Below are 17,738 nucleotides of genomic sequence, written 5' to 3'. Positions count from 1 at the left end.
TAAGGGGGATGGGACGGGCGGTCAGAGGCGCTCGATGACGGTGGCGATGCCCATACCGCCGCCGACGCAGAGGGTGGCCAGGCCGTAGCGCTTGTCCTGCCGCTCCAGCTCGTCGATCAGGGTGCCGAGGATCATCGCGCCGGTGGCGCCGAGGGGGTGGCCCAGCGCGATGGCGCCGCCGTTGACATTGACCTTGTCCAGGCTCAGGCCCATGTCCTTGACGAAGCGCAGCACGACGGCCGCGAAGGCTTCGTTGATCTCGACGAGGTCGATGTCGTCGATGGTCAGCCCGGCCTTGGCCAGGGCCTTGCGGCTGGCGGGCGCGGGGCCGGTGAGCATGATCGTGGGCTCGGAGCCGGAGACCGCGGCGGAGAGGATGCGGGCCCGCGGGGTCAGCCCGTAGCGCTCGCCGACCTCCTTGGAGCCGATGGCGACGAGCGCCGCGCCGTCCACGATGCCGGAGGAGTTACCGGCGTGGTGGACGTGATCGATCTTCTCGACCCAGTGGTACTTCTGGAGGGCGACCGCGTCGAAGCCGCCCGCGTCGCCGATGGTGGCGAAGGACGGCTTCAGGCCGCCCAGGGAGTCGGCGGTGGTGCCGGGGCGCATGTGCTCGTCGTGGTCCAGGACGACGAGGCCGTTGCGGTCACGCACCGGCACGACGGAGCGGTCGAAACGGCCGTCCTTCCATGCCTCGGCGGCGCGCTCCTGGGAGAGCGCGGCGAATTCGTCGACATCCCGCCGGGTGTAACCCTCGATGGTGGCGATCAGGTCGGCGCCGATGCCCTGCGGGACGAAGCCGGTGTCGAAGTTGGTCATCGGGTCGGCGAACCAGGCGCCGCCGTCCGAGGCCATCGGAACCCGCGACATGGATTCGACGCCGCCCGCCAGGACCAGGTCCTCCCAGCCCGAACGCACCTTGGCGGCGGCCATGTTGACGGCCTCCAGGCCCGAGGCACAGAAGCGGTTCTCCTGTACGCCGGCGACGGTGTCGGGCAGCCCGGCGGCGATCGCCGCGATCCGGGCGATGTCGGAGCCCTGGTCGCCGACCGGTCCGACGACGCCGAGCACGATGTCGTCGACGGCCGCCGGGTCGAGGCCGGGGAATCGGCGGCGCACCTCGTGGATCAGGCCGACGACCAGGTCGATCGGCTTGGTGCCGTGCAGTGCGCCATTGGCCTTGCCGCGGCCGCGCGGGGTGCGGATCGCGTCGTATACGTACGCTTCGGTATTCAAGTCAACAGGCCTTTCGCATGAGGGTGGAGGCGGGAGCAGCGGGTGAGGACCGGGGGCGGTCCGGGGTCAGTCGAGCAGGGAGCGTCCGATGATCTCCTTCATGATCTCGGTGGTCCCTCCGTAGATCGTCTGGATACGGCCATCGGTAAAGGCCCTGGCCACGCGGTATTCCGCCATATAGCCGTAGCCGCCATGGAGTTGCAGACAGCGGTCGGCGACCCGCTTGTGCAGCTCGGTGGCCCACCACTTGGCCATCGAGGCGTGCACCGCGTCCAGTGCACCGGCGGAGTGGTCGGCGATGCAGCGGTCGAGGAAGGCGCGGGTGACGGCGCATTCGGTGGCCATCTCGGCTATCTCGAAGCGGATGTGCTGGAGCTTGGCCAGCGGCCGCCCGAACGCCTCACGCTCCTTGACGTAGCTGCTGGTGATCTCCAGCAGGTGTTCGGCACCGGCGATCCCGGCGACCGCGATACCCATCCGCTCCTGGGCGAGGTGGGTCATGAGATGGACGAAGGCGCCGTTGAGCTCGCCGAGCAGATTCTCCTTGGGGACGCGTACGTCGTGGAAGAACAGCTCGGCGGTGTCCTGGGACTTCTGGCCGATCTTGTCGAGGTTGCGGCCCCGCTCGAAGCCCGCCATCCCGCGCTCGACGACCAGCAGGCTCAGACCGTGCGCCCCGCCCTCCGGCGTCGTCCGGGCCACGACGATGACCAGGTCGGCAAGGATGCCGTTGGAGATGAAGGTCTTGGAACCATTGAGGACCCAGTGGTCGCCCGCGTCCTCGGCGTGGGTGCGGATGCCCTGGAGGTCGGAGCCCGCGCCGGGCTCGGTCATGGCGATGGCGGTGATGATCTCGCCGCTACAGAAGCCGGGCAGCCAGCGGCGCTTCTGCTCCTCGGTGCCAAGGCTCGTCAGATATGGGCCGATGATGTCGTTGTGCAGGCCCACGGCGAGCCCGGCGGCACCGGCCCGGGTGAACTCCTCGGCCAGCACCGCGCTGTAGCGGAAGTCCTGCTGCCCGCCCCCGCCGTACTCCTCCGGCACCGCCGGCCCGAGCAGCCCCTGTTTGCCGGCCGCCCGCCAGGCGTCCCGGCTGACGATGCCGTCCTTCTCCCACTGCTCGTAATAGGGCGTCACTTCCTTGGCGAGGAAGGTCCGCACCATCTCGCGGAAGGCCTCGTGGTCCTCGGTGAAGATCTGGCGCTTCATCTGCGCGGTCATCTCTGCGGGCCCTCCCATGAGCCAGTGCTTGACGGTCTCGGTGAACTCTGCGTCCTGCGGCTCCACGGGGCGGGCACGGAGCCTGGTCCCGTCCGCGGTCCGGAATCCCCTGATCCGGTCGCGGCCGCGCCTTCGGCTCCGCAATCGGCCTCGGCCCCGCCCCAGGCCGCGCGGGGCGACTTCCGCTCGCGGAACGCGTCCGGGTTGGCCACCACGAGCCCGGACGGGGTCGAAACCGGCCGCCGCCCTGGCGGCGGCCTCGTCGGCGACCCGGCGCGGGCCGGCCGCGTACCGGAGCGTGCGGGCGGGTGCCATCAGCCGGCGGTGTCCTTCTGGGCGGTACGGCTCGGGCCGGCGGACGGGGCGGGGGCGGCCGGCGACGGGGCGAGGAGGCCGGGAACCTGCCAGTCGCGGGCGATCTCCTCGGTGTCCGCACCGGGCCGCGCGGGTGGTCTGCGGACCGCGCCGGGGGTGCGCGAGAAGCGCGGCGCGGGCGCGGGCTGCGTCATCCCGCCGTGCTCGACGAAGGTGCCGCGGGCGGCGAGATGCGGATGCCGCGGGGCCTCGCGCAGGGAGAGCACGGGCGCCACACAGGCGTCGGACTCCGCAAAGACGGCCGTCCACTCCTCGCGGGTACGGGTCTTGAAGCGGGCGGCGATGGCGCTGCGCAGCGCGCCCCATGCGGCGAGGTCGTCGCGGCCGGGGGCCTCCTCCTCGATGCCCAGCAGGCGGATGAATTCGCCGTAGAACCGCTTCTCCAGCGCGCCGACCGCCATATAGCCGCCGTCGGCGGTCTCGTAGGTCCCGTAGAACGGCGTTCCGCCATCGAGCAGGTTGGCGCCCCGCCGGTCCTGCCAGCCACCCGCCGCCAGCATGCCGTGGATCATCGCCGTCAGATGTGCTGTGCCGTCGACGATGGCGGCATCCACGACCTGGCCCTTTCCGCCGTCGGCGCGGGCGTGCTGGAGGGCGGCGAGGACGCCGATGACGAGGTAGAGGGAGCCGCCGGCGTAGTCACCGAGGAGGTTGGCGGGGATGGCGGGCGGGCCCTCGGGCGGGCCGATCATGCCGAGCGCGCCCGTGATGGCGATATAGCCGATGTCGTGTCCGGCGGTGTCGGCGAGCGGGCCCTGCTGCCCCCAGCCGGTCATCCGCCCGTAGACCAGCCGGGGGTTGCGTGCGAGGCACTCCTCGGGGCCCACGCCCAGCCGCTCGGCCACACCGGGGCGGTACCCCTCCACCAGCACATCGGCGCGCTCGACCAGCTCGAGCACCTGCGTCACCCCGGCGGGACTCTTCAGATCCACCAGTACGGAGCGCTTGTTGCGGTTGGTGACGTCATAGGCCGGATCGATGCCCAGGCCCGCGCCTCCGGGCCGGTCGACCCGGACGACATCGGCGCCGAGGTCGGCCAGGAGCATGGCCGCGAAGGGGCCGGGACCGATGCCCGCGAGTTCGACCACCCGCACCCCGCTCAGTGGGCCGTTGCCTGGCTCTGCCATCGCGCCCCATGCCTTTCCGCACTGTGACACTTCTGATGTAACACTCGTGATGTTAAGAACGTGTTCCACTTTCCACAAGACCCCCTTGCCAAGTGGCGACCACGGAAAGGCCCGCGCCGACGAGGCTCCATCGCCATCGCCGTCACGGGCCGTTGCGCGCCTGCCGCCGCTGCGCCGCTACACCCCGTCGAGCTCGGCGATGAGCTTCTTGGGGGCTATGACGCGATAGGACTCCTCCGCCCAGTCGCAGAGCAATTCGGCGGGCGGAGCGTCCGGCTCCTCCAGGGGGACCTGCACCCATCCGGACCTGCCCAGGCCGTAGCCCGCAGGCTTGGCGCCGGGCGAAGTCAGCGCATGGGCATGGGCCTCCGGGTCCGTGAGCTTCAGCGTGACCCCGAGCGGATGGCTGCCGTCGCCGACGCCGAGGAAGATGAAGACCTTCTTGTTGACCTTGATGACGCTCTCGCCCCAGGGAAACTCCTCCACCGCCCCGGGAAGCCCGAGCGCGAACGCACGCACCCGCTCCCGCACCACCGCCGGCCCGGCCGCCTTCGCCATGCGCTCCTCCATGTCCGTGCCCCCCACGGCACCGCCTGCGATGCCGCTGAGCCGCACGCGCGTCCCGCGCGGGCCGACCCACGCATTCCACGCTAACGGCGACCACTGACAACGGCCCGCGGAGCACCCGTCGGCGGGCCGGGCGAGGGACATCTGACGCCGTGTCCGCCGGGCAACCCGCTGCCCAGCGGCACGGCCCCGACCTCTTCAGCCACCCGGGCACCGCCGTGCCGAGTCGGGCGAGACCTCCCCGGAGGCGGGGGTGGAGGACGCGGGCAGGGCCCCCGCTCCCCCGGACGCCGACACCAGGTGATCCTCGGGCGCCTGACGGCCCACCAGTCGTCCCAGCCGCTGGGGGACGTTGCCGCCCACCAGGAGGATGACGACGAGCGTCAGCCCGAAGGTGAGCACGGCGAGGGCCCGCCCCAGGGGCATGCCTTCGGCCAGACGGGCGCCGAGGACGGGTGCCGCCGCCCCGCCCAGCGCCCCGACGTTGTAGACGAAGCCCACCGAGGCGGCCCGGGTGGCGGTCGGGAAGTGGCCGGCGAGGTACTTCGGCAGAATGCCGGAGATGCCCTGGCTGAGCGCGAGCAGTACGAAGACCAGCACGCCGAGCGCCGGCAGGCTGTCCCGTACCGCGAAGACCGGGAAGACGAAGACGAGCGAGGCGAGCAGCGTGTACGTGTAGGCCCGCCGGGTACCGAGCCGGTCGCCCACGAAACCCGCCAGCCAGCAGCCCGCCATGGTGCCGAAGCCCGCGTAGAACATCACGTCCGTGACCTGCCCGGGAGCGTATCCGAGCCCGGTCTTGAGGTAGGTGGGCAACAGGGCCTGGATCGGCCAGCTGTAGAGGAACGCGCAGAACACCGTCGCCATCAGGGACACGTACAACAGCCATCCGCGGCGGCCGCCCAGCTGGACGGCGAAGGCGGTCAGACACAGCGCCGCGGCGGCGGACAGCCATGGGACATATCCCGTGCCGAGAGGCGTGAAAACGCAGAACAGCGCCATCGAGGCGGCCACCGCCAGGACCGCGTTGCCCCCGGAGCGGAGCCGTCCCGTGAACAACGGCCGGAAGGGGTTCGGGCGCCCCTCCGCCGAACGGGTGGCGGCGGCGCCGATCTCCTTCTGCCAGTCCCCCGCCTCCGGAAGCGCCCTGCGCACCCAGAGGGCCACCAGGACGGGCAGGACTCCGATCCAGAACATCCAGCGCCAGCCCCAGTGGGGCACCACCCACTTGTAGAGCTCGGCGGCGAGGACAGTACCGCCCGCGTAACCGGAGATCAGAAATCCGGAAGCCCGGTTGCGCCATCGGGTGGGCCAGCTCTCCAGCACATACGTCACGCTTGCGCTGTACTCCCCCGCCATACCGAGGCCGATCACCAGCCGGGCGACGAACAGGCTGGTGTAGTCCCAGGCGAATCCGCAGGCGAAGGTGCCGAGCGAGTAGAGCAGGATGCTGCTGATCATGGCGGCCTTGCGGCCGTAGCGGTCGCCCATCGCGCCCAGGACGGCGCCGCCCAGCCACCGGGTGATGAAGGCGCCGGAGATCAGCGAGGCGGCGGTGGCGGTGCTCAGCCGGAAGTCCGCCGCGATTTCGGTCAGCACCAGCGTGATCAGGACGAAGTCGAAACCGTCGAGAAGGTAGCCGATCCAGGCGGCGAACATCGCCTTCCACTGGGGCGGGGTGACCTCCTGCCACCATCGCCGCCCCCGGCCAGGGGTGTCCGTGGGGAGCGTCGCCACAGCAACCGGGCCTCCTCCAACAATCGACGGAATCGGACATTGGACGTCCTATGTCATCGGTGTCATCCGTGAATCTGGCCCCGCTTCTGCGCCCTGTCAAGGCGTCATGCCAGACTCCGTACGACCCACAGGGCGGTCAAGAAGGCCGCCAGGAGCGGACCTTGACGGGGCGACGCCGACTGCCGGGGTCCGGGCTCCAGGGCCGGTGGGCGGTCGAGAGGATGCGCGATGCCACGGCAGGACACCTCCGGACGGGCCTATGACCTCGTCCTCTACGGCGCGACCGGTTTCACCGGCGCCCTCACTGCCGCCTACCTGGCCGCCCACGTCCCCAAGGGCTGCCGCTGGGCACTGGCCGGGCGCAGCACCGCCAAACTGGAGCAGCTGCGCGACCGGTTGGCGAAGTCCGACCCGGCCTGCGCCGACCTGCCACTGCTGCGGGCCGACAGCAGCGACCCCGGCTCACTGCGCGACCTCGCCGCCGGCACCCGGGTGCTGGTGACGACCGTCGGTCCGTATCTGATCCATGGCGAGCCGCTGGTGGCGGCCTGTGCCGCGGCGGGCACCGACTATGTCGATCTGTGCGGTGAGTCGGAGTTCATCGACCGGATGTACGTGCGGCACGATGCGGCGGCCCGCGCGTCCGGCGCGCGCCTCGTGCACGCCGGCGGGTTCGACTCCGTCCCGTACGACCTGGGGGTCCACTACACCGTGGGGCTCCTCCCCGAAGGTGTCCCCGTACGGATCGACGGCTTCGTACGGACCAACGCGACGTTCTCCGGCGGCACGCTGAACTCGGCGCTGACCGCCGCCTCCCGTCCGGTTGCCATGGCGCGGGCCGCCCGCGAACGTCAGCGGGCCGAAGCGAAGCCGGCCGGCCGTACGGTCCGCGCGCCCTTCGGCCCGCCGGTACGGAGCAGCGAAACGCGCACCTGGGGTGTGCCGTTGCCGACCCTCGATCCGCAGATCGTCGCCCGCTCGGCCGCCGCGCTGGACCGCTACGGGCCGGACTTCCGCTATCGCCACTACGCCGGGGTGCGGCGGCTGCCGATCGCCGTCGGCGGGGCCCTGGGGGCGGGAGCACTGTGCGCGCTCGCCCAGGTGCCGCCGGCGCGGCGCTGGCTGTCGGGGCGTCTGGAGCCGGGCGACGGCCCGAGCCCCGAGCGGCGGGCGCGCAGCTGGTTCAAGGTGCGCTTCGTCGCCGCCGCCGGAGGCACCCGTCTGATCACCGAGGTTTCGGGCGGCGACCCCGGCTACGAGGAGACAGCGAAGATGCTCGCCCAGTCGGCGCTCAGCCTGGCCTTCGACGACCTGCCGGAGACCGCGGGTCAAGTGACGACGGCGGTCGCCATGGGGGACGCGTTGACGGCGCGACTCCAGGAAGCGGGCATCACATTCGGCGTCGTCCAGGAGTAGCCCGGGCCGTGCCCCCCGGGCCCGCCGTTACGCGTCGGCGAGCGCCCTCCGGCACAGTGCGTCGGCGGCCCGGGTCGTCTCCGGAAGGCGGTATTCGGCCGCCAGGTGGAGGGTGTGCGCACAGGCCCGGTCGAGGCCGGTGCGGTGCCCCACGGAGACAAAGACCGGCTTGACGCCCGTTTGGGTACGCAGCGCACGTCCTACCTCCTCGGTCCCGTCCAGCAGCGGCGAGGTGGCGCCGCGCTCCGGGCCAGGAGGGGCGTACCGGAAGGTGAAGGGGTTCTTGGCGACGCCGATGGTGGGCAGTCCGGTCAGTACGCCCAGGTGGCTGGCGAGCCCGAAGCGGCGCGGGTGCGCCAGCCCGTAGCCGTCGCAGACCACCAGGTCGGGAGTGCGGGCGAGGCGGCCGAGAGCATCGAGCACGGTGGGGATCTCACGGAAGGCCAGCAGGCCGGGGACGTACGGGAAGGAGACCTGCCCGACGGCGGTGGCCCGGTCGACGACGGCGCGGGTGCGGGCATCCAGGGCGACGGCGGCCGCCGCGACAACGTCTCGTTCATCGTCGTAGGCGACATCCACCCCCACCACAGTGCCCTCGAACCCCGGTTCCGGACCCGCTTCGTCGAGGCGTACATGGGGCCGCAACCGGTCCTGGACCGCACGCGCCTGGGCTTCGTCGGTCGGCCAGCGCCGCAGTTCGTCGTCGCAGGAGATCATTCCGGGAGTGTCCATGATGACCGCAACGCTACCGAACCGGTGATCGAGCCCAAGAGCGGGCGGATCGGCTCAAGGTTCAGGGCTCAGGGCTCAGGCTTTCAGGGCTCAGACCGCGGAGTTCAGGCATGGAATTCCGAGCTCACTGTCAGTGGTGCTCGGTACCGTGATGAGCATGCACCCGCCCGGTGTTCACGTGGAGGCTCGGCGGCCCGGCAGCGGGCCGGCGCCGGGCACGGGACGGCCGGTCCACAGCGCCACGGTGTCGCCCGCCGGGAAGAGTCCTCCTGCCCGCTCCCCCGACGCCTGCCGCCCCTTCACCTCCGGAGGTCCTTGATGTCCGATGCGCTTCACGAGCTCGACGCCACCGACCTCGCCGCCCGGCTGCGCCGCCACGAGGTCTCCGCCCGAGAGGTCGTCCAGGCCCATCTGGACCGCATCGAGCAGATCAATCCGGCCGTCAACGCGATCGTCACCCTCGACCCGGAGGGCGCCCTCACCGCGGCCGCACGAGCCGATGAGCGCCTCGTCCGGGGCGCCGCCGTCCCGCCCCTGCACGGGCTGCCGATCGCCTTCAAGGACACCCGTCTCACCCGCGGTATGCGCACCACACACGGCTCGCCGCTCTTCGCCGATCACGTCCCGGATGTCGACGATCTGCTGGTCGACCGGCTCCAGCAGGCGGGCGCCATCCGCCTCGGCAAGACCAACGTCCCCGAATTCGCCGCCGGTTCGCACACCTTCAACACCGTCTTCGGCACCACCCGCAATCCGTACGACCTCACACGCTCGGCGGGCGGCAGCAGTGGGGGCGCCGCCGCGGCGCTGGCGGCCGGGCTACAGCCGCTCGCCGACGGCAGTGACATGGGCGGCTCACTCCGCAACCCCGCTTCCTTCTGCAATGTGGTCGGGCTGCGGCCGACGCCGGGCCGCGTCCCTTCGCCTCCCGGCAGCGACCTCTGGGACACCCTGTCGGTCCCGGGCCCCATGGGGCGGAACGTCTCCGACGCCGCGCTGTTGCTGTCAGCGATGGCCGGCCCTGATCCGCGCTGCCCCCTCAGTCTGGAGACCCCGGGGGCAGCCTTCCGTGTGCCGCTCGACCGCGACCTGCGCGGGCTGCGGATCGCCTGGGCACCCGACCTGGGCGGATACGCGCCGGCCGACCCAGAGGTGCTCGCCGTTCTGGAGCCCCAGTTGAGGGTCCTGGAAGAGCTGGGCTGCCGTGTCGACACCGCCTGCCCGGACCTCGCCGGCGCCGACGAGACCTTCCGTACGCTGCGGGCGCACAGCTTCGACCTCGCGCTCGGTGGCCTGCTCGACTCCGACCCGCAGGCCCTCAAACCCAGCATCGTCTGGAACATCGAACAGGGCCGCCGGCTGACCGTGGCCGACCTCCACACGGCCACCACGACCCACAGCCGCCTCTACCTCGGCACGCTGGAATTCTTCTCCGGGTATGACCTGCTCCTCACTCCGGTCAGTCAAGTCGCCCCATTTGACGCTGAGTTGGAGTATCCAGGCGAGGTAGCGGGCCGTCCAACGGACAGCTATCTGGACTGGATGCGTTCCGCCTACCTCATCTCGGTCCTGGGCGTACCCGCCCTCTCGGTCCCCGCGGGCTTCACCCCGGGCGGCCTGCCCGTGGGGCTCCAGTTCATCGGTCCGCCGCGCGCCGATCTCGCCGTCCTCCAGGCCGGTCATGCCTACGAGAGCGCGACACGGCACGGGCGCCGCCGCCCCGACCTGCCGACGGCCTGAACCGCTGCCGAGGCCTTCCCCCTACCCGCCCTGGCCTGCACCTTCCCTGCGCGGAGAGATGGCAGAGCGCCGCCCGACACCTCCTCTATATTGCAGTCATGTTCGTACTGGAACTGACCTATACCGCGCCCCTCGAACGCGTCGACGCAGCCCTCGATCAGCATGTGGAGTGGCTTCGGAAGGAGTACGCCGCCGGGCATTTCCTCGCCGCCGGCCGCAAGGTCCCACGGGACGGAGGCGTGATTCTCGCCGCCGGGATGGACCGGGCGACCGTCGAGCGGATCGTTTCCGAGGACCCGTTCACTCTCGCCGGGGTGTGCGAGTACCGGATCACGGAGTTCGTGGCGACGACGACCGCGCCGGCGATGGAGGAGTACCGGGAGCAGCTGCCCTCCTGAGGCGCGTCGCCCGGAGGCTCGGACCGCCGGCCATCCGGCAGTCCGAGCATCGTGCGCACGCCCCGTTCGCGGTATACCGCTCCCGACAGCCCCGATAGCTACGACGTCGTGGTCGGGGGAACCGCCGAATCACCGAGCGAGCGGGGGCTTGCGGTAGTAGGCGCAGCCGGCTCGGGCCAACGCCCCCCATTGCGCCAGTATCCCTGGATCTCCTCCAACTGGCGCCCCTTGGTCTCGGGTGCGGTGACGGAGACGAAGACCAGGGCGGCAAGGGCGAGGACGCCGAGGCCCGCGAAGGTCCGGGCCGCGCCCGCCCAGGCCATCAGGGACGGGAAGAACTGGGCGATCAGGAGATTGGCGACCAGGTCCGCAGTGAGCATCACCGAGGCTCCGGTGGAGCGCAGCTGGGCGGGGAATGCCTCGCTCGCATAGACCCAGATCAGCGAGCCGAAGCCGAAGTTGAAGGCCGCGGTGAACAGCAGGATGGCGGCGAACCCCACCCAGGTCGTCGCCCCCTGGAGCTCGCCCGTGCCGAAGACCACCGTCAGGACGGCGAGCATGACGGCCATCGTGCCGACGCCGGAGAGCAGCACCACCCGGCGGCCGAGCCGGTCGATGATGAGGATGGCGAGCACCGTCGCGGCCAGCGAGGCGAGTTGGACGAACGACGGCAGCAGGAAGTTCTGGCCGTTGCCGGTGAACCCCATCTCCTCGAAGATCTGCGGGCTGTAGTACGTCACGGCGTTGATGCCGGTGATCTGGCAGAAGAACCCGAGGCCGACGACGAAGACCGCGGCGCGGGCGTAGGGCTTGCGCAGCAAGGAGCGTGCCGACCCACCGCTCTCCTCGGCGAGCGCGGCCTCCACGGCCGCGACCTCCGCATGCGGATCGACCTCGGGGTCGGTCATGGCCATGACCTCGACGGCGCGTTCCGTCCGCCCCTTGAGGACGTACCAGCGCGGGGTGTCCGGCAGCCGGAGCAGCGGAATCAGGACGAGCGCGGCGGGGACCGCGGAGAGGCCGAGCATCCAGCGCCAGTGGCCGCCCCCGGACAGGCCCCAGTTGACGAAGTACGTGAGCACGATGCCCGCGACCGTGGCCACTTGGTAGGCGGCGACGGATGCTCCGCGGATACGTGCCGGCGTTGATTCGGCGACATAGAGCGGGGCGGCGACGATCGAGATGCCGATGGCGACGCCGAGCAGGAAACGGACGATGTCCAGCACGACGACGTTGGGTGCGACCGCGGAGAGGGCCACGAAGACGGCGTACGAGCCGGCCACGATCAGCATCGCGGCCTTACGCCCCAGGGCGTCGGCGAGCTTGCCGCCGATCAGCGCGCCGACGATGGAGCCGAACACCAAAATGCTGTTGACCAGGCCCTTTTCGGTCTCGGTCAGATGGAAGTCCTTGCTCAGGAACACCAGGGCGCCGGAGATGCTGCCGGTGTCGTAGCCATAGATGACGCCGACGACCGCACCGGTGAGCGCGAACAGTCTGCCGGTGCGGTGCGTGGTCTTGGGTGACGGCGGCGGGGGCGTCGCCGAGAGCGTGGCAATGGACACGGGAAGTCCTCTGTGCGGCGGAGCGGGCCTTGCTGCATGCCGAATCGCGCATGACTGATCATGCGAGTATTCGGCGCTTTTCACGCAGCTGTCAACACTTTCCTGTACCCCTCTCTGCCATCCGCCCGCCCACCCCAACCCCGCCTGGGCCTTGCTCAAGCAGCCCATTCAGGCCCACACTCCCGCGCTCCCCTCTGGCGCATCCACTCGTACGAGGGATGGATCGCGATCAGATTTCTGCGTACAGTCGATTGCAACACAGCCAAAGATTGCAGTTTCACGCAACACTTCTTCAGTCCATTGCCACATCACGGGAGGGTGGGCCATGAGCGAGACCTCGTACATGGAGCAGGAGCTGGGCAGCCAGCCGGAGACCTGGCGGCAGGCCGCACGGATCGGAGCAGCGGCGGGGCCCTTGCCGAAGCCCGGTCAGCGGGTGGCCGTGGTCGGCTGCGGCACCTCATGGTTCATGGCCCAGTCGTATGCGGCGCTCCGCGAGGCGGCCGGACAGGGGGTGACGGATCCGTTCGCCGCCTCCGAGGCCTTCCTCGGCAGCGACCGCGGCTATGACGCGGTGGTGGCGATCACCCGCTCCGGCACCACGACCGAAGTGCTGCGGGTACTCGACGCCGTCAAGGGGCGCATCCCGACGGTGACGATCATCGGTGACCCCGAGACGCCGGCGGTGGCACTCTCCGACGAGACGGTCTCGCTGCCGTTCGCCGACGAGAAGTCGGTGGTGCAGACGCGGTTCGCGACGACGGCGCTGACCCTGCTGCGCGCGCATCTCGGCGAGGACACCTCCCGTGCGGTGGCCGACGCGGAGGAGGCGCTTGCCGCGCGGGTGGACAAGGAGTGGGTGTTCGCCGAGCAGTTCTCCTTCCTCGGCTCGGGGTGGACGTTCGGCCTGGCCAATGAGGCAGCGCTCAAGATGCGGGAGGCAGCGCAGAGTTGGACGGAGTCCTACCCCGCGATGGAGTACCGCCACGGTCCGATCGCGATAGCCGCACCCGGCCGGGTGACCTGGCTGTTCGGGCAGGCACCGGAGGGGCTGGAGGCCGATGTGGCGCGGACGGGTGCGCGCTTTGTGCACCATGCGCGCGATCCGCTGGCGGATCTGGTGCTGGTCCAGCGGGTGGCGCTGGAGCGAGCCCGCGCCCGCGGTCTGGACCCGGACAACCCGCGCAGCCTGACCCGCTCGGTGCTGCTCGAGACGCCGGCCGCCTCGTAGCCGCCCACCCCACCCCTCTCAACCAGCCCTGCCCGCAAGGGAGAAGGGAGCCGGCATCCCATGCCACTCGTTCCGACCTCATCGATCGTCGACGCCGCGCGTGAGGCGCGGGTCGGTGCCGCGGCCTTCAACGTCATCCACTTGGAAACCGCCGAGGCGCTCGTCACCGCCGCCGAGCGCACCGGTATCCCACTGATCCTTCAGATCAGCGAGAACTGCATCCGCTACCACGGCAGCCTGCTGCCCATCACCCGCGCCACGCTCGCCCTCGCCGAGGGCTCCACGGCCCGGATCGCGGTCCACCTCGACCACATCACCGATGCGGACCTCGTCCGTCAGGGCATCACCGCCGGAGTGGGGTCCGTCATGGTGGATGCCTCCGCCCTTCCCTACGAGGAGAACGTCGCCACCACCGCCGACCTCGCCGCCTGGTGCCATGAACGCGACGCCTACGTCGAGGCCGAACTCGGCGAGGTCGGCGGCAAGGACGGGGTCCATGCACCCGGGGTGCGCACGGACCCGGACGAGGCCCTGGCCTTCGTCCGCGCGACGAGCGTGGATGCCCTCGCCGTGGCCGTCGGCTCCTCCCATGCGATGCAGGAACGGACGGCCGTACTGGACAAGGACCTCATCACGGCCCTGCACACCGCCCTGCCGGTGCCGCTGGTCCTGCACGGCTCTTCGGGTGTGCCGGATGAGGAGCTGCGCCGTGCCATCGCCGCCGGAATGACGAAGATCAATATCTCCACGCATCTGGTCTCCGTCTTCACCCACTCGATACGGCGGACGCTGGGCGCCGATCCCTCGCTCGTCGACTCCCGCAAGTACGTCAAGCCGGCCCGGGAGGCGGTGGCCGAGGAAGCGGCGAGGCTGCTGGGTGTGCTGGGCACTCCGGCGACGGTCCCGGGCCGGTACGCGACCCAGGCATCTGCTCGGGGGTGAGCCCATGGGCTCGCTGATCGCCCTGGTCATGCCCCGTGACGAGACCATGCCGAGACCATGCCGAGACCATGGCAGCAGAACCCCCGCGACCGATCCCTGCATGGACCCCGCCCGGGCCCGCGCGCCCCGGCGTCGGCGGTGTGCGGCGGTGTCCGGCGGGACCTCTGCGGTGTTCGGCAGGAGCTCTACCGCGCGTCACCGTGGTGTGCCGAAACGAATTAGGCTCGCGCCATGAAGCGCCATGAACGGATGAACGCACTGCTTGAGCTGCTCGGAGACCGAGGCCGGGTGGACGTCGAGGAGGCGGCGACCGCGCTGGAGGTTTCGGCCGCCACGATGCGGCGCGACATGGACGCCCTCGCCGAACAGCAACTGCTGACCCGCACCCGGGGCGGGGCGGTGCTCAGTTCGGTGGCGTACGACCTGCCGATCCGCTACAAGCACGCTCACCGGTCGGACGAGAAGGAGGCGGTGGCGAAAGCCGCGGCGAGGCTGGTCGAGCGGGGTGACGTGGTCGGGCTGAGCGGTGGCACGACGACCACGGCAATCGCCCGGGTACTCGCCACCCGTCCGGACTTTTCGGAGGCCGGACCGCAACCGCACCTGACGATTGTCACCAACTCCCTCAACATCGCCAATGAGCTGGCCGTGCGGCCGCAGATCAAGATCGTGCTCACCGGCGGGGTCGCGCACTCGCGGTCATTCGAACTGGTGGGTCCGTTCAGCGAGTTGGTGCTTCAGCAGATCTCCATCGACATCGCCTTCATCGGGGCCAATGGCATGGACCCGATGATGGGGGCGACAGTGCACGACGAGGCGGAGGCCCGGGTCAACCGCCTCATGGCCGAGCGTGCCCGGCGTGCCGTGGTCGTCGCGGACTCGTCGAAGATCGGCGAGCGCTGCTTCGCCCGGGTCGGCGACGCGGATGTCTTTGACACGTTCATCACGGATAACGGAGCGAAGGAGACAACCCGCCGCGAATTCGCAGACCGGGGCCTGAAGGTGGTGACGGCCCGCTCGTCCGTCGGCGAGTGATACTGCCGGCTGGTCCCCGGGCGGGCAGGCCAGGCACGGCGTTGCCCGGGAAGTCCTCGGAGTATTTGGCGTGTGGGGCTTTCAGGTTTCGCCTTGTGACAGGGCCTCCCGGCCGGTCCGCCGTGTGAGAGAACCAGTCTGCTGTCCGGGTGCGCCGCGTAGCCCGGGGGCGTAGCCAGGGCTCCTGTTTGGTGTCACCAGGTGTTGTCTCCCCGGAGAACGGCGTCGGCGCCGCCGTCGAGGAAGACGACCTGGCCGGTGACGTGTGTGTTCTCGGGGGAGGTCAGCCAGGCGAGCAGTGGGGCGACCTGTTCGGGGCGGGCGTGGCCGTGCAGGGGCATGGGGATGCCGGCGTCGATGGCCTTACGTGTTTCGGCGTCGGCGAGCATGGGCTCGGTCATGGGGGTCACGGTCGTGCCGGGGGCGACGGCGTTCAGGGGGATGCCGGCGGTGGCCCAGTCGTCGGAGATGGCCGTACGGCGGAGCCAGCGGGCGATCGCCTGTTTGGAAGCGCCGTAGATCGCATATCCCTCGCCCCGGTCGACGGCGGCCTGGGCGGCGGCCACAGCTGCCCCTTCGTCGCCTGCGAGCGCTGCATCGACGATGGCCTGGTCGGCCGGATGGATCGAGGCGACGGACGAGAGCAGTACGGCGCGCGGGTCGGTACCGGCGGCGAGCAGCGGGCGCAGCCCTTCGACGGTGGCGACGACGCCGAAGTAGTTGACCTGGACGGTGCGTGGGACGAAGTGGGCGAGGCCGGCGCAGGCGATCACGGCATCGAGTCGGCCGTCGGTCAACTCGTAGGCACGATTGACCAGTTGGTCACGTCCGTCGGGGGTGGCGAGGTCTGCGGAGATGTCGGCGTCCTTGAGGTCGGCACCGATCACGGTGTGGCCCCGTTCGCGGAGGTGGGCCACGGTGGCCTTGCCTATACCGGACGCGGCTCCGGTGACGAGGTAGGTACGGGGCATGGACACCGGCGTGGACATGGTCGGCTCCTTCGCTGACGCGTTCGGGTTCTGGCTATGACTGGGGCTGGGACTGGGGATTTGGCCCGGGTTCTGGCTTTGGCTCGGGTTCGGGTTCGGGTTCTGACCCGATGGGCAGGTCGAGCGGTCGAACCGTCATTGCGGTCCGGGCGGTCCGGGCGGTCCGGGCGGTCCGGGCGGTCCGGGCGGTGCCAACATAACGAATTTTTGGCATGATGTGCCAGGGAGCTGGTCTATGACAGAAAATGGCCCTGATAGACATGACGGCCGGACGATCTGGAGGGGTGGATGACGGCAGCGCGAGGGAGACCATCGTTGACCGAGCGGCGGCGGCAGGAGAACCGGCTGGAGATCGCCGAGACCGCGGCGGCGCTGTTTTCGGACCAGGGGTATGAGGCGACGACGGTCGAGGACATCGCGTCGGGGGCCGGCATCTCGCTGCGGACCTTCTACCGCTACTGCGCGGCGAAGGAGGACGCGCTGACACCCGTCATGACGTCCAGCGTCGGTGTGCTCGTCGAGGAGCTGGCCAGGCGCCCCGTCGATGAACCCCTGAGCAGCGCCGTGCAGGCGTCGTTCACCTCGTCGACCGCGGCCCGGCAGCTCGCGGACCGCGAACAGGCCCGTCGGCTGGTGCGGGTCATGGGCACGGTCCCGGCCATTCGGATGCGATGGCTCGCGGCGGGGCGCGAGATGCAGGACCAGTTGGTGCCGGTGCTCGCGGCGCGCAAGGGCGCACCGGAGGACAGCATGGAGGTACGGCTCCTGGCCTGCGCCTTGCTCGACGCGATCAGCGTCGCCATGGAGCACTGGGCCTGGCAGGACGAACCGGAGGACGTCGCGGAGCTGACCCGCCGCGCAGTGGACTACCTGCGTATCGACGAGTTGTAGCCCGGCCGGCCCGGCCTTGTTCCGAAAGGGTTGCCGCTATGTAGCGCTTGTGTCCCTGTGTGGCCCCCGGGGCTGATTTCCATTGGGGGGGTATGGACAATGGGGAATGTACGTGCGAACACGGTAGGGGTTCGCGAGGGGATTCCAAGGCTTTCAACGGGGGAGATCACGTGCGGAAGATCATCGCCATAGCACTGGCAACCGTGGCGTGCAGCGCCTCGCTGACCCTGGTCACCGCATCGGAAGCGTCCGCCACGGGCCGGGCGCCGCAGTGCGTCAAGGTGCGGAAGTACTTCAACAAGGGCCACCAGCGCTACGTCCGCCTGTCGAATCTGTGCACGCGGCGGACCTCGTGCTTCACCATCGTCGTCCCGCATCACCGCGACCCCCATGGCAGGCTCCTCAAGGGCACGACCAAGGACATCCACTACGGCACGACCGGGACGCCGCGGGCACTGTTCGTGAAGAACACTCCCTGCTGAGCGGGCACGACCGAAGGGCCGGGGTACGGCCTCAAAGGCCAGGCGCGGCGGTAG

The 17,738-nt window shown here is 70.4% G+C and carries 16 protein-coding genes; 8 read left to right on the top strand and 8 right to left on the bottom strand.

Annotated elements, in window-relative coordinates; genetic code table 11:
- Positions 1-21 precede the first annotated feature (21 nt).
- From CP981_RS32240 to CP981_RS32220, 5 genes are all read right to left on the bottom strand, one after another.
- A complete protein-coding gene (locus CP981_RS32240; RefSeq protein ID WP_085922577.1) occupies positions 22-1,236 on the bottom strand; it encodes an acetyl-CoA C-acetyltransferase in 1,215 nt (404 codons plus the stop codon).
- A 66-nt stretch (positions 1,237-1,302) separates the two neighbouring features.
- Positions 1,303-2,445, bottom strand: a complete 1,143-nt coding sequence (locus CP981_RS32235; protein WP_085922764.1) for an acyl-CoA dehydrogenase family protein — start codon at positions 2,443-2,445, stop codon at positions 1,303-1,305.
- Positions 2,446-2,771: 326 nt separating this feature from the next.
- Positions 2,772-3,959 (bottom strand): CaiB/BaiF CoA transferase family protein, encoded by a 1,188-nt coding sequence (locus CP981_RS32230; protein ID WP_085922578.1) that lies wholly within the window; start codon positions 3,957-3,959, stop codon positions 2,772-2,774.
- A 177-nt stretch (positions 3,960-4,136) separates the two neighbouring features.
- Positions 4,137-4,529, bottom strand: coding sequence for an MmcQ/YjbR family DNA-binding protein (locus tag CP981_RS32225; protein ID WP_085922765.1), 393 nt, complete (start codon positions 4,527-4,529; stop codon positions 4,137-4,139).
- Positions 4,530-4,724: 195 nt separating this feature from the next.
- A complete protein-coding gene (locus tag CP981_RS32220; protein WP_244330097.1) occupies positions 4,725-6,185 on the bottom strand; it encodes a sialate:H+ symport family MFS transporter in 1,461 nt (486 codons plus the stop codon).
- A 306-nt stretch (positions 6,186-6,491) separates the two neighbouring features.
- Between CP981_RS32220 and CP981_RS32215 the strand changes: the two genes are divergently transcribed.
- Positions 6,492-7,679: a saccharopine dehydrogenase family protein gene (locus CP981_RS32215; protein WP_085922580.1), complete on the top strand. Its 1,188-nt coding sequence runs from the start codon at positions 6,492-6,494 to the stop codon at positions 7,677-7,679.
- Between the two features lie 27 nt (positions 7,680-7,706).
- Here CP981_RS32215 and CP981_RS32210 read toward each other — a convergent pair whose 3' ends face one another.
- On the bottom strand, positions 7,707-8,411 hold the full coding sequence (locus CP981_RS32210) for an endonuclease V (protein ID WP_085922581.1): 705 nt from the start codon (positions 8,409-8,411) through the stop codon (positions 7,707-7,709).
- A gap of 318 nt (positions 8,412-8,729) precedes the next feature.
- Between CP981_RS32210 and CP981_RS32205 the strand changes: the two genes are divergently transcribed.
- Both CP981_RS32205 and CP981_RS32200 read left to right on the top strand, forming a co-directional pair.
- The gene (locus CP981_RS32205) at positions 8,730-10,151 is read left to right on the top strand and encodes an amidase (RefSeq protein WP_085922582.1); all 1,422 of its coding nucleotides are present in this window, start codon (positions 8,730-8,732) and stop codon (positions 10,149-10,151) included.
- 98 nt (positions 10,152-10,249) lie between these two features.
- Positions 10,250-10,549, top strand: a complete 300-nt coding sequence (locus tag CP981_RS32200; RefSeq protein ID WP_085922583.1) for a YciI family protein — start codon at positions 10,250-10,252, stop codon at positions 10,547-10,549.
- A 98-nt stretch (positions 10,550-10,647) separates the two neighbouring features.
- Here CP981_RS32200 and CP981_RS32195 read toward each other — a convergent pair whose 3' ends face one another.
- The gene (locus CP981_RS32195) at positions 10,648-12,114 is read right to left on the bottom strand and encodes a sugar porter family MFS transporter (RefSeq protein WP_085922584.1); all 1,467 of its coding nucleotides are present in this window, start codon (positions 12,112-12,114) and stop codon (positions 10,648-10,650) included.
- A 325-nt stretch (positions 12,115-12,439) separates the two neighbouring features.
- Between CP981_RS32195 and CP981_RS32190 the strand changes: the two genes are divergently transcribed.
- From CP981_RS32190 to CP981_RS32180, 3 genes are all read left to right on the top strand, one after another.
- Positions 12,440-13,345, top strand: a complete 906-nt coding sequence (locus CP981_RS32190) for an SIS domain-containing protein (RefSeq protein ID WP_085922585.1) — start codon at positions 12,440-12,442, stop codon at positions 13,343-13,345.
- Positions 13,346-13,405: 60 nt separating this feature from the next.
- Positions 13,406-14,287 carry a class II fructose-bisphosphate aldolase gene (locus CP981_RS32185; RefSeq protein ID WP_085922586.1) on the top strand — a complete coding sequence of 294 codons (882 nt, stop codon included), beginning with the start codon at positions 13,406-13,408 and terminating at the stop codon, positions 14,285-14,287.
- Positions 14,288-14,518: 231 nt separating this feature from the next.
- The gene (locus CP981_RS32180; protein ID WP_085922587.1) at positions 14,519-15,322 is read left to right on the top strand and encodes a DeoR/GlpR family DNA-binding transcription regulator; all 804 of its coding nucleotides are present in this window, start codon (positions 14,519-14,521) and stop codon (positions 15,320-15,322) included.
- Between the two features lie 194 nt (positions 15,323-15,516).
- Here the strand turns inward: CP981_RS32180 and CP981_RS32175 are convergent, their stop codons facing one another.
- Complete coding sequence (locus tag CP981_RS32175) at positions 15,517-16,311, bottom strand: SDR family oxidoreductase (protein ID WP_341873692.1); 795 nt, start codon at positions 16,309-16,311, stop codon at positions 15,517-15,519.
- Between the two features lie 315 nt (positions 16,312-16,626).
- Between CP981_RS32175 and CP981_RS32170 the strand changes: the two genes are divergently transcribed.
- Complete coding sequence (locus tag CP981_RS32170; protein ID WP_158092608.1) at positions 16,627-17,202, top strand: TetR/AcrR family transcriptional regulator; 576 nt, start codon at positions 16,627-16,629, stop codon at positions 17,200-17,202.
- 170 nt (positions 17,203-17,372) lie between these two features.
- Positions 17,373-17,684 carry a hypothetical protein gene (locus CP981_RS32165; protein ID WP_085922589.1) on the top strand — a complete coding sequence of 104 codons (312 nt, stop codon included), beginning with the start codon at positions 17,373-17,375 and terminating at the stop codon, positions 17,682-17,684.
- Positions 17,685-17,738 lie beyond the last annotated feature (54 nt).

Origin of the sequence: Streptomyces platensis, from assembly GCF_008704855.1 — a bacterium.
In the GTDB taxonomy this organism is placed as follows: Bacteria; Actinomycetota; Actinomycetes; order Streptomycetales; family Streptomycetaceae; genus Streptomyces; species Streptomyces platensis.
The sequence above is the reverse complement of the archived record's forward strand: the minus strand, read 5'-3'. Positions and strand labels throughout refer to the sequence as shown.

Coding starts and splice junctions, on each gene's coding strand:
- CP981_RS32215 (WP_085922580.1), top strand. CDS start 6,492: ATGCCACGGCAGGACACCTCCGGACGGGCCTATGACCTCGTCCTCTAC.
- CP981_RS32235 (WP_085922764.1), bottom strand. CDS start 2,445: ATGAAGCGCCAGATCTTCACCGAGGACCACGAGGCCTTCCGCGAGATG.
- CP981_RS32210 (WP_085922581.1), bottom strand. CDS start 8,411: ATGGACACTCCCGGAATGATCTCCTGCGACGACGAACTGCGGCGCTGG.
- CP981_RS32230 (WP_085922578.1), bottom strand. CDS start 3,959: ATGGCAGAGCCAGGCAACGGCCCACTGAGCGGGGTGCGGGTGGTCGAA.
- CP981_RS32205 (WP_085922582.1), top strand. CDS start 8,730: ATGTCCGATGCGCTTCACGAGCTCGACGCCACCGACCTCGCCGCCCGG.
- CP981_RS32200 (WP_085922583.1), top strand. CDS start 10,250: ATGTTCGTACTGGAACTGACCTATACCGCGCCCCTCGAACGCGTCGAC.
- CP981_RS32175 (WP_341873692.1), bottom strand. CDS start 16,311: ATGTCCACGCCGGTGTCCATGCCCCGTACCTACCTCGTCACCGGAGCC.
- CP981_RS32225 (WP_085922765.1), bottom strand. CDS start 4,529: ATGGAGGAGCGCATGGCGAAGGCGGCCGGGCCGGCGGTGGTGCGGGAG.
- CP981_RS32180 (WP_085922587.1), top strand. CDS start 14,519: ATGAAGCGCCATGAACGGATGAACGCACTGCTTGAGCTGCTCGGAGAC.
- CP981_RS32220 (WP_244330097.1), bottom strand. CDS start 6,185: ATGTTCGCCGCCTGGATCGGCTACCTTCTCGACGGTTTCGACTTCGTC.
- CP981_RS32190 (WP_085922585.1), top strand. CDS start 12,440: ATGAGCGAGACCTCGTACATGGAGCAGGAGCTGGGCAGCCAGCCGGAG.
- CP981_RS32185 (WP_085922586.1), top strand. CDS start 13,406: ATGCCACTCGTTCCGACCTCATCGATCGTCGACGCCGCGCGTGAGGCG.